Source organism: Streptomyces mashuensis (genome assembly GCF_014654785.1).
GTDB classification, from domain to species: domain Bacteria; phylum Actinomycetota; class Actinomycetes; order Streptomycetales; family Streptomycetaceae; genus Streptomyces; species Streptomyces mashuensis.
Genome location: NZ_BNBD01000004.1, coordinates 427,783 through 443,372, shown reverse-complemented (window position 1 = coordinate 443,372; position 15,590 = coordinate 427,783). Strand labels below are relative to the sequence as shown.

The 15,590-nt window shown below is 73.2% G+C and carries 13 protein-coding genes and 5 tRNA genes; 9 read left to right on the top strand and 9 right to left on the bottom strand.

What is annotated here, in order from left to right:
- Nucleotides 1–46 precede the first annotated feature (46 nt).
- The 4 genes from IE305_RS13875 to purS form a co-directional block, all read right to left on the bottom strand.
- Entirely contained in the window at nucleotides 47–883 is an 837-nt protein-coding gene (locus tag IE305_RS13875; protein WP_190129822.1) for a sterol carrier family protein, read from the bottom strand.
- Nucleotides 884–1,020: 137 nt separating this feature from the next.
- On the bottom strand, nucleotides 1,021–3,270 hold the full coding sequence (gene purL / locus IE305_RS13870; RefSeq protein ID WP_190129821.1) for a phosphoribosylformylglycinamidine synthase subunit PurL: 2,250 nt from the start codon (nucleotides 3,268–3,270) through the stop codon (nucleotides 1,021–1,023).
- Between the two features lie 91 nt (nucleotides 3,271–3,361).
- Nucleotides 3,362–4,039, bottom strand: a complete 678-nt coding sequence (purQ, locus tag IE305_RS13865; protein ID WP_190129820.1) for a phosphoribosylformylglycinamidine synthase subunit PurQ — start codon at nucleotides 4,037–4,039, stop codon at nucleotides 3,362–3,364.
- Nucleotides 4,036–4,281: a phosphoribosylformylglycinamidine synthase subunit PurS gene (gene purS / locus IE305_RS13860; RefSeq protein ID WP_006604673.1), complete on the bottom strand. Its 246-nt coding sequence runs from the start codon at nucleotides 4,279–4,281 to the stop codon at nucleotides 4,036–4,038. Before purS ends, purQ begins: the two co-directional genes overlap by 4 nt.
- A gap of 327 nt (nucleotides 4,282–4,608) precedes the next feature.
- On the opposite strand from purS, the gene IE305_RS13855 reads away from it, so the two are divergent.
- The 8 genes from IE305_RS13855 (at nucleotide 4,609) to IE305_RS13820 (ending at nucleotide 7,751) form a co-directional block, all read left to right on the top strand.
- Entirely contained in the window at nucleotides 4,609–4,926 is a 318-nt protein-coding gene (locus IE305_RS13855; protein ID WP_190129819.1) for a histone-like nucleoid-structuring protein Lsr2, read from the top strand.
- Between the two features lie 175 nt (nucleotides 4,927–5,101).
- Nucleotides 5,102–5,173, top strand: a tRNA-Gly gene (locus IE305_RS13850).
- Between the two features lie 45 nt (nucleotides 5,174–5,218).
- A tRNA-Gly gene (locus tag IE305_RS13845) sits at nucleotides 5,219–5,290 on the top strand.
- A gap of 46 nt (nucleotides 5,291–5,336) precedes the next feature.
- Nucleotides 5,337–5,408, top strand: a tRNA-Gly gene (locus IE305_RS13840).
- A 78-nt stretch (nucleotides 5,409–5,486) separates the two neighbouring features.
- Nucleotides 5,487–5,559: transfer RNA gene (locus IE305_RS13835), tRNA-Gly, on the top strand.
- A gap of 89 nt (nucleotides 5,560–5,648) precedes the next feature.
- Entirely contained in the window at nucleotides 5,649–7,007 is a 1,359-nt protein-coding gene (locus IE305_RS13830; RefSeq protein WP_229890918.1) for a sensor histidine kinase, read from the top strand.
- Entirely contained in the window at nucleotides 7,004–7,642 is a 639-nt protein-coding gene (locus IE305_RS13825; RefSeq protein WP_190129818.1) for a response regulator transcription factor, read from the top strand. Before IE305_RS13830 ends, IE305_RS13825 begins: the two co-directional genes overlap by 4 nt.
- Nucleotides 7,643–7,678: 36 nt before the next feature.
- Nucleotides 7,679–7,751 (top strand) — tRNA-Gly (locus IE305_RS13820).
- 123 nt (nucleotides 7,752–7,874) lie between these two features.
- Here the strand turns inward: IE305_RS13820 and IE305_RS13815 are convergent.
- From IE305_RS13815 to purD, 4 genes are all read right to left on the bottom strand, one after another.
- Nucleotides 7,875–8,774: a phosphoribosylaminoimidazolesuccinocarboxamide synthase gene (locus IE305_RS13815; protein WP_190129817.1), complete on the bottom strand. Its 900-nt coding sequence runs from the start codon at nucleotides 8,772–8,774 to the stop codon at nucleotides 7,875–7,877.
- A gap of 71 nt (nucleotides 8,775–8,845) precedes the next feature.
- Nucleotides 8,846–10,324 carry a N,N-dimethylformamidase beta subunit family domain-containing protein gene (locus tag IE305_RS13810; protein WP_190129816.1) on the bottom strand — a complete coding sequence of 493 codons (1,479 nt, stop codon included), beginning with the start codon at nucleotides 10,322–10,324 and terminating at the stop codon, nucleotides 8,846–8,848.
- Nucleotides 10,325–10,509: 185 nt separating this feature from the next.
- A complete protein-coding gene (locus tag IE305_RS13805) occupies nucleotides 10,510–12,252 on the bottom strand; it encodes a hypothetical protein (RefSeq protein ID WP_373311618.1) in 1,743 nt (580 codons plus the stop codon).
- A gap of 209 nt (nucleotides 12,253–12,461) precedes the next feature.
- Complete coding sequence (gene purD, locus IE305_RS13800; RefSeq protein ID WP_190129814.1) at nucleotides 12,462–13,724, bottom strand: phosphoribosylamine--glycine ligase; 1,263 nt, start codon at nucleotides 13,722–13,724, stop codon at nucleotides 12,462–12,464.
- Nucleotides 13,725–14,056: 332 nt separating this feature from the next.
- On the opposite strand from purD, the gene IE305_RS13795 reads away from it, so the two are divergent.
- A complete protein-coding gene (locus tag IE305_RS13795; protein ID WP_190129897.1) occupies nucleotides 14,057–14,785 on the top strand; it encodes an SLATT domain-containing protein in 729 nt (242 codons plus the stop codon).
- 39 nt (nucleotides 14,786–14,824) lie between these two features.
- Here IE305_RS13795 and IE305_RS13790 read toward each other — a convergent pair whose 3' ends face one another.
- Nucleotides 14,825–15,475 carry a putative DNA-mimic protein gene (locus tag IE305_RS13790; protein ID WP_190129813.1) on the bottom strand — a complete coding sequence of 217 codons (651 nt, stop codon included), beginning with the start codon at nucleotides 15,473–15,475 and terminating at the stop codon, nucleotides 14,825–14,827.
- Nucleotides 15,476–15,590 lie beyond the last annotated feature (115 nt).

The window sequence follows — 15,590 nt, the reverse complement described above, 5'->3', positions numbered from 1 at the left end:
GGCACAGGGAATGACCGCAAGTGGCTGGATTTCATCTGCTCTTCGCTCAAGCGAACAAAGGAAGTTGCGCCGAAAGATCGGCGCGCTCGCCGCTCGCGGTGACGGCGTGATCCGCCATGGCCGCCGGCCACGTCGCACGGCCCGTGGCCAGCCTGATCCACGTCACCGGGTCGGCCTCCACCACGTTCGGCGGCGTGCCCCGGGTGTGCCGCGGCCCCGCCACGCACTGGACCACGGCGAACGGCGGGATGCGCACCTCCACGGCGCCGCCCGGCGCCTTGGCGGCCAGGGCGTCGGCGAGCAGGCGTGTGACGGCCGCGAGGGCCTGCCGGTCGTGCCGTACGGCCGTACCCGTGGCCTCCGCCAGGTCGTCGGCGTGCACCACCGTCTCCACCAGGCGGGTGACCAGCACGTCGGCCACCGTCATGGGGCCGAGGACCGTCGTCACGACGTCGCCCGGATCCGCCTGCCGCAGCGCCGATTCCAGCCGTTCCACGGCCAGATCGAACCGTTCCAGCACGGCCTGCGGGCCTCCGGCGGCCACCGCCGCCGCGTTCGCCGACGTCTTCTCCGCCACCTCCGCGGCACGCTCGCCCATGCGGCCGACGTACTCGAGCAGGCCGACGCGCGGGGCCCGCGGCGCGGGCCGCGGGCCCTCGAGGAGCCGCGGCAACCACTCGACGGCGCCGACCACATGGACGATCAGCTCCCGCACGGTCCACTCGCCCAGCCGCGTACGGGCCGCCAGCAGCGCCTCCGCGTCCGGTTCCGCGCACACCACTCCCACCAGGTCGCGCACGGCACGCACCTGCCCTTCGAGGGCGGCGCGGGTGCGGACCGGGTCGAAGCTGCGGACACGGGGTTGACGCGGTGCTGAAGGCATGCCGCGAGCCTAATCGTTGGCCACGCTTCCGGGTGGGCCAACCGCTCAGTAGGGTCGGCCCACCCGTGTTTTTGCCATACGCATATGGCCAGTTGACGTATCCGGCTGTCGGACGGACGTCCCGCCGGGTTGTCGTATCAGCCGACGAGCGACGGGATCGTCGCCTCGTGCGCCGCCCGGAGTTCGGCCAGCGACAGACCGAACTGCCCCTGGATCTCCAGCGCTTCGCCGTCGACGACACCGATCCGGGTGGCCGGCAGCCCCCGCGCACCGCACATGTCGGTGAACCGCAGCTCCTCGCTGCGCGGCACGGAGACGACCGCGCGGCCCGCGGACTCGGAGAAGAGGAACACGAAGGGGTCCAGGCCGTCGGGGACGACGATCCGGGCACCCTTGCCGCCGCGCAGGCACGACTCCGTGAGGGCCTGGACCAGACCGCCGTCGGACAGGTCGTGCGCCGCGTCGATCATGCCGTCGCGGGACGCGGCGATCAGGATCTCGGCGAGCAGCTTCTCGCGGTCCAGGTCCACGGCCGGCGGCAGCCCGCCGAGGTGGTCGTGGATCACCTGCGACCAGGCCGAACCGCCCAGCTCCTCGCGCGTGTCGCCGAGGAGGTAGAGCAGCTGGCCCTCCTCCCGGAACGCCATCGGCGTACGGCGGTTGACGTCGTCGATCACGCCGAGCACCGCGACGACGGGCGTCGGGTGGATCGCCGTCTCGCCCGTCTGGTTGTACAGCGAGACGTTGCCGCCGGTCACCGGCGTGCCCAGGGCGAGGCAGCCGTCCGCCAGGCCACGGGTGGCCTCGGCGAACTGCCACATCACCGCCGGGTCCTCCGGCGAACCGAAGTTGAGGCAGTTGGAGATCGCCAGCGGGCGGGCGCCGGTGGCGGCCACGTTGCGGTACGACTCGGCCAGCGCCAGCTGCGCGCCCGCGTACGGGTCGAGCTTGGCGTAGCGGCCGTTGCCGTCGGTGGCGACCGCGACGCCGAGGCCGGTCTCCTCGTCGATGCGGATCATGCCCGAGTCCTCGGGCTGCGCCAGCACGGTGTTGCCCTGCACGAAGCGGTCGTACTGGTCGGTGATCCACGACTTGGACGCCTGGTTCGGCGAGGAGATCACCTTCAGGACCTGCTCGCGCAGCTCCTCCGGGGTCTGCGGGCGCGGCAGCGCGTTCGCGTCGTCCGCCTGGAGCGCGTCCTGCCACTCGGGGCGGGCGTACGGGCGCTCGTACACCGGGCCCTCGTGGGCGACGGTGCGCGGCGGCACGTCGACGATCTGCTCGCCGTGCCAGAAGATCTCCAGCCGCTCGCCGTCGGTGACCTCACCGATGACGGTGGCGATGACGTCCCACTTCTCGCAGATCTCCAGGAAGCGGTCGATCTTCGAGGGCTCGACGACGGCGCACATGCGTTCCTGCGACTCGCTCATGAGGATCTCCTCGGGCGAGAGGGTCGCGTCGCGCAGGTGCACACGGTCGAGGTCGACGCGCATGCCGCCGGAGCCGGCGCTGGCCAGCTCGCTGGTGGCGCAGGACAGCCCGGCGCCGCCGAGGTCCTGGATGCCCTCGACCAGGCCCTCGCGGAAGAGCTCCAGGGTGCACTCGATGAGGAGCTTCTCCTGGAACGGGTCGCCGACCTGGACGGCGGGGCGCTTGGTGGGCTTCGAGTCGTCGAAGGTCTCGGACGCGAGGACCGAGACGCCGCCGATGCCGTCGCCGCCCGTGCGGGCGCCGTAGAGGACGACCTTGTTGCCGGCGCCGGACGCCTTGGCCAGGTGGATGTCCTCGTGCTTCATCACGCCGATGCACAGGGCGTTGACCAGCGGGTTGCCCTGGTAGCAGGGGTCGAAGACGACCTCGCCGCCGATGTTGGGCAGGCCCAGGCAGTTGCCGTAGCCGCCGATGCCCGCGACGACGCCCGGCAGGACGCGCTTGGTGTCGGGGTGGTCGGCGGCGCCGAAGCGCAGCGGGTCCATGACGGCGACCGGGCGGGCGCCCATGGCGAGGATGTCGCGCACGATGCCGCCGACGCCGGTGGCCGCGCCCTGGTAGGGCTCGATGTACGACGGGTGGTTGTGCGACTCCACCTTGAAGGTGACCGCGTAGCCCTGGCCGACGTCGACGACGCCGGCGTTCTCGCCGATGCCGACGAGGAGGGCGTCGTTCTCGGGGGCCTTCTCGCCGAACTGGCGCAGGTGCACCTTGCTCGACTTGTACGAGCAGTGCTCGGACCACATGACGGAGTACATGGCGAGCTCGGCGCCGGTGGGGCGGCGGCCGAGGATCGCGCGGATGCGCTCGTACTCGTCCTGCTTGAGGCCGAGTTCGGCCCAGGGCTGCTCGACGTCGGGGGTCTCGTTGGCGTGCTTGACGGTGTCGAGAGTCATCAGGCGCTCTTCCTCGTTCGCTTCTCCGCCCGCGCGGCGAGAGGTGCGGCTTTCGTGCTCGTCTGCGGCTGGGTGGCCGCGCGTGCGACGCTCATGCGACCAGCTTCTTGAGGAGCGAGGTGAAGAATCCGAGCCCGTCGGTGCGGCCGGTGCCGACGAGGGGCTCGACCGCGTGCTCGGGGTGCGGCATCAGGCCGACGACGTTGCCGGCGGCGTTGGTGATGCCGGCGATGTCGCGGAGCGAGCCGTTGGGGTTGCCGTCGAGGTACCGGAAGGCGACGCGGCCCTCGGCCTCCAGCTCGTCCAGGGTCCGCTCGTCGGCCACGTAGCGGCCGTCGATGTTCTTCAGCGGGACGGAGATCTCCTGGCCCGCCTCGTAGTCGGCCGTCCAGGCGGTCTCCGCGTTCTCGACGCGGAGCTTCTGGTCGCGGCAGACGAAGTGCAGGTGGTTGTTGCGCAGCATGGCGCCGGGCAGCAGGTGGGTCTCGGTGAGCACCTGGAAGCCGTTGCAGATGCCGAGGACCGGCAGGCCGGCCTTCGCCTGCTCGACGACGGTCTCCATGACCGGCGAGAAGCGGGAGATGGCGCCGGCGCGCAGGTAGTCGCCGTAGGAGAAGCCGCCGGGCAGGACCACGGCGTCGACCTGCTTGAGGTCCTTGTCGCGGTGCCAGAGGGGGACGGGCTCCAGGCCGGCGATGCGGACGGCGCGCTGCGTGTCGCGGTCGTCGAGCGTGCCGGGGAAGGTCACGACCCCTACGCGTGCAGTCACGAGTCGACCCTCACGGTGAAGTCTTCGATCACGGTGTTGGCAAGAAACGTTTCGGCCATCTCGTGGATGCGGGCGAGGGCGGCGTCGTCGACGGGCCCCTCCACCTCGAGTTCGAATCGCTTGCCCTGACGGACGTCGGCGATCCCCTCGAAGCCCAGGCGTGGCAGTGCGCGCTGCACCGCCTGCCCCTGCGGGTCGAGGATCTCCGGCTTGAGCATGACGTCGACTACGACGCGTGCCACTGGCACTCCCGGTGTTGGTGCGTGAGCTGAAGCGGTACGGCCAGAGTACAGTCCCAAAAAATCTACGCGCATAGATATGCTGGGCTTATCCTCCGGGTTTCCCGGCGGGGGCCGGAACGGGGCGAGAGCGACCCCGGGAAAAATTCCGGGAAAAATGCCGCACGGCCGCACCGTCGTGATTGCGGGCGGCGGCAGGAAGAGAATTAACTGGGCCTCGCCTGGCAAAGCCCCTTGCTGTACAAATGAATATGTATTGATCGAGAACGACTACACCTCTTGCATCTCCGCAGGTCAGCGCGGGGATGCCGGCCGAAAGGACCGATTTCCGTGGCGCAGCGCGTAGTGGTCACACTCTCCGACGACATCGACGGCGGGGAAGCCGCGGAGACCCTCATCTTCGGACTCGACGGCAAGACGTACGAGATCGACCTGAGCGCCGCCAATGCGAAGAAACTGCGCGGCATCCTCGAGCCTTACGTGGAAGCCGGCCGCAAGCAGTCCCGGTCGGGCCGCGCGTACCGCCGCACGGCCGTGGCGCCGGACCCGGCGGCGGTACGGGCCTGGGCACGCTCGCACGGCATGGAGGTGCCGCCCCGGGGCCGCATCCCGAAGAAGGTCTACGACGCGTTCCACGCGGCGGTCTGAAGCGGGGGTCCGCGACGGGGGCCGGAGCACCGGCGGGCGGGGCCGGCGGGCGGCGGCGGGCGGGGGGCCGGCGGCGGCCGATCATCGGATTTGCCAACCGCCCCCCTTGATCGGCTACAGTCTGGATCAACGCCGAGGGGCAACGCCGGGAAGCCGGTGAGAACTTCGACGCCACGCGGGTGTAGCTCAGTAGTAGAGCGCCCCCTTTCCAAGGGGGAGGCGCAGTGTGCGATTCCTGTCACCCGCTCCGACCGTCCACCGGCCGCTTCATGCGGCCGGACCGGACGGCCACGCGGGTGTAGCTCAGTAGTAGAGCGCCCTCTTTCCAAGAGGGAGGCGCAGTGTGCGATTCCTGTCACCCGCTCCGACCGTCCAACCGGTTGCCTCGTGCAGCCGGACCGGACGGGCATGCGGGTGTAGCTCAGTAGTAGAGCGCCCCCTTTCCAAGGGGGAGGCGCAGTGTGCGATTCCTGTCACCCGCTCTCGACTGCTTACCGACCACTCCGGTGGATCAGGTAGAGTAGTCCTCGCACCGCCCGGTGAAAGCCGGTCGGGAGCATGCGGACGTAGCTCAGTTGGTAGAGCGCAACCTTGCCAAGGTTGAGGTCGCGAGTTCGAGCCTCGTCGTCCGCTCAGAGAACGAAGGGCCCCGGTCGGAAGACCGGGGCCCTTCGGCGTTCCGGCGCCGGGACGGGGGAACGAACGCAGCGGGGGTGGGACACGTGCTCGACAGCGTGCGGCGCATACGGAGCCAGAGCAAGGTCCGGAAGATCGATCTCTATACGCGGGTCGGCTCCTACGTCGTCCCGTGGTTCTTCCTGCTCCCCCAGGGGGCGCTGCTGCTGAAGGACGCGCCGGCCGAGGGCGGCGCCCGGCTGCTCGCGTGGCTGCTGTGCGGCCTCGGCGCCGCCGTGTGCCTGACCGGGATACCGCTGCTGAGCCGCGCCTTCGACCGGTACCTGGGCAGGGACGTGGCCTTCCGGTGGTGGCCCGCGGTCGTGGGCGTCCTGCTGCTCGCGACGCTCGCGACCAGCGTCGCGCTGACCTCGGTGGAGCACGGGGCGAAGACGGTGGGCGCCCAGATGCTGCTCGGCATGGGCATCGCGATGATCCCGGTCGGCTCCTACTGCCTGGTGGTCCGCAAGCGGGTCTTCGCGCTGTCGGCGGTGGCCGGCGGCGCGCTGCTGGCCGTGCCGTACTGGCCGGCGGGCGTTCCGTTCTCGGGGTTGCTGGCCATCGGGGTCGTGAGCCTGTTCATCTGCGGCTGGGTGATGTCCGTCGTCCGCGTCTCCGGGTGGATGCTCGGCATCGTCTGGGAGGTGGACGCGGCCCGGGCGGTGCAGGCGCGGCTCGCGGTCGCCGAGGAACGGCTGCGGTTCGGCCGGGACATGCACGACGTGCTGGGCCGGAACCTGGCCGTCATCGCCCTCAAGAGCGAACTGGCGGTACGGCTCGCGGAGCGCGACCCGGCGCGTGCGCTGGAGCAGATGACCGAGGTGCAGCGCATGGCACAGGACTCGCAGCGCGAGCTGCGCGAGGTGGTGCGCGGCTACCGCGAGGCCGACCTGCACACCGAGCTGGTGGGCGCGCGGGGCGTGCTGTCGGCCGCCGGGACCGAGTGCCTCATCGACGACATCGCGGGCGAGGAGCTGCCGGCGGCCGTGCAGTCGGTCCTGGCATGGGTGGTGCGCGAGGGGACGACCAACGTGCTGCGGCACGCCGACGCGCGGCGGTGCTCGATGCGGCTGCGGATCTCCCGCGGGCAGGTGGTCCTGACGATCGAGAACGACGGGCTGCGGGACGGGACGGCCGGCGGCGGGGGCGGTTCGGGGCTGGCGGGCCTGCGCGAGCGGCTGACGACGCTCGGCGGGACCCTGACGGACGGTCCGGGCGGCGGCAAGGGAACGTTCCGGCTGACGGCGAAGGTGCCGCTGACGGAGACGGGCACGGAGACGGACGCGGAGGCGGAGGCGGGCGCGGAGACGCGCGCCGAGGCGCGCGCGGGGACGGCCGCGCCCGTCCCCGCGCCGGTGGCGGTGACGGCCGGCGATGCGGGCCGTACGACGGGAGGGAACGCATGACGACGGCCGGTGCGGTGGCGGGCGGTGCCCCGGTGCGGGTGCTGCTGGCGGACGACGAGCACCTGATCCGGGGCGCGCTGGCCGCGCTGCTGGGGCTGGAGGAGGACCTGCGGGTGGTCGCCGAGGCCGGCTCGGGGCCGGAGGCGGTGGCGATGGCGCGGGCGCACCGGCCGGACGTGGCGGTGGTCGACCTCCAGATGCCGGGCTTCGACGGTGTGAGAGTCGCCACATCCCTGCGGGCCGAACTGCCCGGGTGCCGGGTGCTGATCGTGACGAGCCACGGCCGCCCGGGGCACCTGCGGCGGGCCCTGGAGGCGGGGGTGCGGGGGTTCGTGCCGAAGACCGTCTCGGCGCAGCGGCTCGCCGAGATCATCCGTACCGTGCACGCCGGAGGCCGTTATGTGGACCCGGAGTTGGCGGCCGACGCCATCAGCGCGGGCGACTCGCCGCTGAGCCCGCGGGAGGCCGAACTGCTGGAGCTGGCGGAGGACGGGGCGCCCGTCGCGGAGATCGCTGTGCGGGCCTCGCTGACCCCGGGGACGGTGCGGAACTACCTCTCGTCGGCCGCCGCGAAGCTCGGCGCGGAGAACCGTCATGCGGCGGCGCGCATCGCACGGGCTCAGGGTTGGCTATAGTGGTACCCGCACCGCACGGAAGAGCGGAGCAAACAGGCGGACGTAGCTCAGTTGGTAGAGCGCAACCTTGCCAAGGTTGAGGTCGCGAGTTCGAGCCTCGTCGTCCGCTCAGAGAACGAAGGCCCCGGTCGGAAGACCGGGGCCTTCGGCGTTCCCCGGGGAACGCCGGGCATGGAGAAGGGGGCTGCTGTGGCGTACGCCACAGCAGCCCCCTTCTCGTCTCACCGGCGGGTCAGGACCACTTCTGTCCCGTCAGGCGCTCGTACGCCTCGGCGTACTTCGCGCGGGTGCGCTCCACGATCTCCTGGGGCAGCGGCGGCGGGGGCTGCTCGCCGTTCCGGTCCCAGCCGGAGGCCGGGGAGGAGAGCCAGTCGCGGACGAACTGCTTGTCGAAGGAGGGCTGGGGGCGGCCCGGCTGCCAGGTGTCGGCGGGCCAGAAGCGGGACGAGTCGGGGGTGAGCACCTCGTCGGCGAGGACGAGGTCGCCGTCCGCCCACCCGAACTCGAACTTGGTGTCGGCGAGGATGATGCCGCGGTCGCGGGCGATGTCGCGGGCGCGGCTGTAGACGGCGAGGGTGGCCTGGCGGAGCCGGGCGGCGGTCTCGGCGCCGACCTGGCGGGCCACCTCCTCGTAGGAGACGTTCTCGTCGTGCTCGCCGACCTCGGCCTTGGTGGCCGGGGTGAAGATCGGCGAGGGCAGCTCGGAGCCGTCCTGGAGGCCCTCGGGCAGCGCCAGGCCGCAGACCGTGCGGGACTGCTCGTACTCGGCCAGGCCCGAGCCCGTGAGGTAGCCGCGGGCCACGCACTCGACGGGCACCATGTCCAGCGAGCGGCAGATCAGGGTGCGCCCGGCCCAGTCGGCGGGGGCGCCGGCGGGCAGTTCGTCGGAGAGCACGTGGTGGGGGACGAGGTCGGCGAGCCGGTCGAACCACCACAGGGAGAGCTGGGTGAGGATGCGGCCCTTGTCGGGGATCGCGGTGGGCAGCACCCAGTCGTAGGCGGACATGCGGTCGCTGGCCACCATCACCAGCCGGCCCGCCTCGTCGCGATACAGGTCGCGCACCTTGCCCGTGTGCAGATGCACAAGGCCCGGCACCTCCACGGGCTTGGGCTTCTCGACGAATCCGGACACAGAGCCTCCTGGTGGTTTGCGCCAAACACCTCGATTCTGCCGTACGGCGCGGCCGGCGCCCCAGCGAGGGGTCAGTCCCGTTTGCAGATGCGGTCGAGGAGGTTGGCGGTGGCCCGCTGGATGCGGGGGTCGACGTGGCCGGGCCGGTCCAGCGCCGGTGACCAGGCGAAGGTGCCGGAGGCGAAGACCAGGGCGCCGCTGGGGGCGCGGTAGAGCGAGGTCTCCTGGTGGCGGGTGGCGCCCTCGCCGTCGGTGTACGGGGAGTGGGCGAGGAGGATACGGCGGGTGTGCGGGGGCAGGGCGGTGCGCGGGTAGTACCGGTCGGCCTCGCCGGCCACCAGACCGGGGATCTCGTCGCCCTCGCCGGCGCCGGTGGCGTCCCACAGCCAGTGCCCGGCGTTGCGGACGACCAGGGGCGCGGGTTCGGGGACGCGGCCGCCGTACTGGATGCCGAGGAGCTGCTGCTCGGGGGGTGCCAGCTCGCGCCACAGCGCCGGGCGGCCGGGGCCGCGCCGTTTGCGGCAGGTGAGCAGGTGGTCGGGGCCGGCGGGGGAGGCGCCCAGCTCGGTCTGCCAGTACATGGTGTTGGCGGAGAGGAAGACGAGGGAGGTGCCGCCGTCGCGGGCGTCCTCGGCGACGCGGCGCATGGGCGCGGACCAGTACTCGTCGTGGCCGGGGAAGACCATGCCGCGGTAGCGCGCCGGATCGATTCGGCCGGCGTGCAGGTCGCGGGCCTCGGCGTAGGCGAGGTCGTAGCCGTAGCGCTCGGCCCAGCGGACGAAGTCGTAGGCGTGGCCCACGTGCAGGGGGAGGCCGGCGCCCGCGTAGGGGCGGTCGAAGGAGACGGTGGTGGCGGCGCCCTCCTCGCCGAGCAGCCGGCCCCCGTCGTCCCAGGCGTGGTAGAGGCTGGCGCCGGTGCGGCCGTCCTCGGGGTAGAGGTTGTACGCCTGCCAGGTGATGTCGGGGAGGACGAGGAGCAGGTCGGCGGGGGCGTCGTCGCGGACGGTGAAGGGGATGTGGCTGCGGTGGGCGTCGGCGGTGGTGAGGACGGCGACGTAGGCGCCGGTCCGCCAGAAGGACGGGATCTGGAGCCGCCAGGACAGCCACCAGTGGTGGCAGGAGACGGTGCGGTCGACGGCGAGCGGCGGGGGCTGGACGATGCCGGACAGCCGGGGGCTGGTGGTGATCTTGGCGGCGCCCACGCCGCCGTAGTGGCCGATGCGGTAGACGTCGACGGCGAACGGCTGGGGCGGGTCGACGGTGATGCGGAAGTCGATGGTCTCGCCGGGGGCGACGGCGCTCGCGGAGGCGAAGCCCTTGATCTGGCAGTGGACGTCGTCGGCGGTGCGCGGCCCGGGTCTGCGCTGGGGCGGGACGCGTCTTCCGCCGGGGGCGAGGACCGGATCGACGTACCAGGGGATGATCTGTCCCGTGTCGTCGAAGTAGTACTCGCCGCCGCGCAGCCAGGGCAGGGGGCCCTGGCCGAAGGGGTCGGAGACGGCGTGCGCGAGAGCTCCGGATTCCCAGCGGCGGATCTGCTCCGTCCCCATGTGCGACTCCCTCCCCTAGGCCCCCGTATAACCATTCGGTTTCCCAGCAGATCACACGATGCACCCGGGCGGTCACCGTTCGTCGGGAAATTACCCGAAAGTGATGGCTCTGCCCCTACTCAGCGTGACACTGTCACTGGCTGTCACTTCGGGCTGTCACTCCGGGCCGGACGGTGACGAGCGGTTCAGACCAGCCGGACGGGCTTCTCGGGGCGTACCCCCACCTCGCCCAGCCATGCGCGCAGCGGCTCGCCGTCACCGTCCTCGATGAGGCTGAGGACCGTACGGGTGAGGTCGCCGCGGCGGGTGCCGCCGACGAGGAGGGCCGGGCCGTCCAGCCAGTCCAGGCCCGGGGTGGCGCCCGCGGTGTCCACCGCGGCGCAGCAGACCATGGCCGTCACGTGGTCGGCCAGCAGCTCGCGGCCGCTGCGCGGCGGCTGGAGCGGGAACAGCGGGGCCAGCCCGTCGGCCCAGGAGCCCGCGGCGGCGACGGACGCGCCGCGCCGGGCCGCCCGCTCCTCGCGGGCCGCCTCCCGGGCCACCTCGGCGGTCAGCCGCACTTCGAGCTCCTCCCCCACGCCGCCGCCGGCCGGGCCGCTGAGCCGGTCCAGGACACGGGCGACGGTGGGCGCGGCGGGCCCGGGCCCCCGGCCGGGGGCGCGGCCCGGGCCGTGCGGCGTGATGTCGTCGAGCACGTCGAGGGCGCGGTGCAGGCGGGCGGCCTCCAGCCGCCACTTGCGGTCGACGACCTCCTCCGGGTACTGGCTCCAGGCCACGGGGGACCAGTCGGGGCCGGTCTCGGCGGGGCCGCCGTGGAACAGCCGGGCGGCCAGCAGGGAGGCGGCCTCGTCGATCAGGCCGGGCTCCTCCAGCAGGTCGCAGGCGGGCCGCTCGCCGAGCCGGGAGGCGAAGCCCTCGGCGAGCCGGTCGCGGCGGGAGAGCTCGGTGAGCGCCGAGACCACGCCCGCGTCGAGCCGCGAGGGCCAGCGGCCCATGCGCCAGGCCGGCAGGGCCACCCGGTTGAGCAGCCGGTCCCAGCCCGCGTACGCGAGCCCCACCTGCTCCTGGGCGACGATGCGCAGGCCGTAGTCCACCGCCTGGGCGCGCTCGGACGCGGCGGCGGCCACGCCGCGCTCCATCTCGGCGGCGTGGTCCCGGCAGGCGCGCAGCAGGAGGCGGGCCACCCAGCCGACGAACGCCAGCCAGCGCCGGTCCGCGGCGACCGCCACGGCGGCGTCCAGGCCCCGCACGAACCGCCGGGCGGCGGCTATGTCGGGGTGCGCGGCGGGGCCCGTGCCGGCGACGACGGGGGCGAGCAGGGCGCGGAGCTCGGAGACGCGCATCCACCACAGGAACGGCGACCCGATCACCAGGACGGGCGCCGTGACGGCCCGGCGCCGCAGCCGGGGCAGCGGACGCCGCCCGGGGCCGTGCGCCGGGTGCGTACGGTCCTCCAGCCAGCTGTCGCAGTCGGGGGTGAGCGCTATGGCCGAGGGGGCGGGCACCCCCAGCCGGTCGGCGAGGTCGCGGACGAGCCGGTAGAGGTCGGGCGCGGTGCCCTCGGGGATGGGCACGGTGGGGCTGAGGGCCGGCCGGGCGCGGGCCACGACCGCGGCCACCCCGGCGGCCAGCAGCAGGCTCAGCACCGCCAGGGCCGTCACGGCGGGGCGGGCCACGTCCCACGCGGAGCCCCGGGGCACGTGGCCGGTGGCCGTGCCCACGGTGAGCACCACGGCCGCGGCGGCGGGCAACAGGGCGACGGCCAGCGCGGCGCCGCGTACCCGCAGCACCGCCAGGGCCCGTGCGCGCGCGGTCGGCGCCACTGCATCCGGACCTGCCACGAACCGATCACCCCCAGTTGCCTCTCGTGCTCTGCCGAGGTGCCCGGCGTGGGCGGTCCCGCGCCCGACGCCGTCGCCGTTGCTCATCACCCCCACTGTGGCACCGGGCTCCGACATCGCAATGCCGGTGGGCCGGTTGCCGGACGGACGACGGCCTGCGCGGCACCCTAGTTGGGGGCGGTACGTGCGTCAGCCCATTGGGCAATCGCTCACCCGATGGAATGGCTTCGGGGCCAAGGGCATGCGGCGGAGGGGGACGGCCGTTCCGGGTGTGCCGCCCCCTCACGATGGGTCCTTCAGCGCGCTGCGCGGGCCTCCTGGGCGGCCTTCGCGGCAATGTCGGTGCGATGGTGCGAACCCGCCAGTCGCACGCGGGAGACGGCCTCGTAGGCCCGCTCACGTGCCGTGTCCAGGTCGTCACCGGTGGCGGTCACGGACAGCACCCGGCCGCCCGCGCTGACCACCCGGCCCGCGTCGTCCCGCCGGGTGCCGGCGTGCAGCACGTACGCGCCCTCGACGGCCGCAGCCGCGTCAAGGCCCTCGATCGGGTCACCGGTGCGCGGCGTCCCCGGGTAGTTGTGCGAGGCGACGACGACCGTCACGGCGGCGCCGTCGCTCCAGCGCAGCGGCGGCTGTTCGGCGAGCCGGCCGGTGGCCGCGTTCAGCAGCAGGCCGGCGAGCGGGGTCTGCAGCCGGGCCAGGACGACCTGCGTCTCCGGGTCGCCGAAGCGGGCGTTGAACTCGATGACCCGTACGCCGCGCGAGGTGAGCGCCAGGCCCGCGTACAGCAGGCCGGAGAAGGGCGTGCCGCGGCGGCGCAGCTCGTCCACGGTGGGCTGCAGCACCGTCTGCAGCACCTCGTCCACCAGCTTCGGGTCGGCCCACGGCAGCGGCGAATAGGCGCCCATGCCGCCGGTGTTGGGGCCCTCGTCGCCGTCCAGGGCGCGCTTGAAGTCCTGTGCGGGCTGGAGCGGCAGCACGGTCTCGCCGTCGGTGACGGCGAACAGCGACACCTCCGGCCCGTCGAGGAACTCCTCGATCACGACGCGGTCGCAGGCCAGCGCGTGCGCGCGGGCGACGGCCACGTCGGAGGTCACGACGACGCCCTTGCCGGCCGCCAGCCCGTCGTCCTTGACGACGTACGGCGCGCCGAAGGCGTCCAGCGCCTCGTCGGTCTCCGTGGGCGTCGTGCACACGTAACTACGGGCGGTGGGCACGCCCGCGGCGGCCATGACGTCCTTCGCGAACGCCTTGGAGCCCTCCAGCCGGGCGGCCTCCGCGGAGGGGCCGAAGACCGGGAAGCCGTGCTCGCGCAGCACGTCCGCGACGCCGGCGACGAGCGGCGCCTCGGGGCCGACGACCACCAGGTCCGCGCCCAGTTCCGTGGCCAGCGCGGCGACGGCCGCGCCGTCCTGGGCGTCCACCGGGTGCGTTTCGGCCACCTCGGTGATCCCGGCGTTGCCGGGGGCGCAGTGGACGGCGGTGACGCCGGGGTCGAGGGACAGGGAGCGGCACAGGGCGTGTTCGCGGGCGCCGCCGCCGATGACGAGGACCTTCACAGGAGCCACCCTATTGCCTGGCTTGTGGATCAGTACGACTCGGGGGGTGTGCCGCTCTCGTAGGAACCTCGTAGAGCCGCTCTGGAGCCGCGTCCGGCGGGCCGTCCCACCCCCGTGGGCGTCATCGGGGCCCGAGCGGCGAACTCTTTCGGGTGAGAGATGACGGGCCCTATACCCGATTCCGCAGCACGTACGGACGGAAAAGGCTGGATCTTGTGCCCAACGCCAACCATTCGGCGGTAGGAAGGTGGCAGCGATCACCGACAAGGGTCACTGTGTCGATTCGCCGACACCGGCGGCAGGAGAGGGAGTGCAGGGTGAGCCAGCCTGAGATGCAGCCCGAGGGGCTCCCGCGGGAGCAGGGAGGCCACCCCAAAGGGGTGCACAGGGGCGACCTGCGCGGCCGGACCTTCCCGCTGGGGGACTGGGGCGAGCCCGCCGAGCGGCTCGACGAGCTGTACCGGTGGGTCGAGGGCGGTGCGCTGCGCCTGGCCGACTGGTACCTGGACGACCGGGCCTGGAAGCGCCGCTGGGCGCGCGGGCTGCGCGTGGCCGCCGCGGCCTGTGCCGTGGTGGGGGCCGCGCTGCCGCTGCTCCAGCTGACCGGGGTGCTGCACCGGGGCACGTCGTGGGCGTTCCTGGCGCTGCTGGGCGCGGTGGCGTGCGTGGCCTGCGACCGGTACTTCGGCCTCACGTCGGGCTGGATGCGGGCGGTGGCCACGGCGCAGGCCGTGCAGCGGCGGCTGGAGGCCCTCCAGTTCGACTGGGCCTCGGAGTGCGTGCGCGAGGTGCTGGGCCCCACGGAGGGCACGGCCAGCGAGGCGGCGGAGCGCTGCCTGAGTGTGCTGCGGCGGTTCTCGGAGGACATCTCCGAGCTCGTCCGGGCCGAGACGGCCGACTGGATGGTGGAGTTCCGCGCGGGCCCGGCGCCGCTGCTGGCGCAGTCGCTGGTGGCGTGGGGGCCGCGGGGCGAGCCGGGCGGGCCCGTGGGCCGCTTCCCGATGCCGCCCCACACCCGGCCCAACATGCCGCGCCAGCGGCCCCCGGAGTCGCCCCGCTGACAGCGGCCGCCGGGGGCGTTCCCGTGTCCCGGGCCGTCGTCAGCTGAACACGATCATCGACCCCTGCCCCAGGCTGCGGGTGGCCGCCGCGTGCAGTCCCAGCCAGGCGTGCCGCTCGCGGGCGAAGGGGCTGTCGCCGGACGGGCCGGGTGTCGCGCGCTCCTGGAGGCCCGTGGGGCGCTGCGGGGCGGCCGGCGGCGCGGGCGGGTCGTGCGGGTCGATGCCCAGCGCGGGCGCCACGGCGACGAGTTCGCGCAGCAGCCCCTGGCTGGAGCCCAACGGGCCGCCGCCCTCCAGGAGTTCCTCGTTGGCCAGCGGGTGCGCGAAGTCCACGGGCACGTAGGCGCCGGCGTGGTCGTAGTGCCACACGAGGTGCGACTGCTGTGCCGCCGTCTCGAACATCTCCATCAACTGCTCGTAGTCGCCGCCCAGTTCGTCCACCGGGGTGACGGCGAGGCCGCACAGGTTCAGCAGGTGGGCGCGGCGCAGGAAGTGCAGGGCGTCGTAGTCGAAGGCGGCGACGGGCGCCACCTCCCCGGCGAGGCCGGGCATGTAGCCGAAGACGGGCACGGGCGGCAGCCCCGCCTCGCCGAGTGCCTTGTCGTAGGCGGCGATCTCCTCGGCGAAGGGGTTGTCGGGGCTGTGGCACAGCACGTCCACGAGGGGCACCAGCCAGAGGTCACAGGCCAACGTGAGCTCACTCTCGTTCCGCCGTCCGATGCGATGGTCGGGCCAGAGTAGTGCCGCTCAGCCGCTTGTCATACAGGCCCGGCCGACCGGAACGGCCCCGGTCCGGCATCGGTTG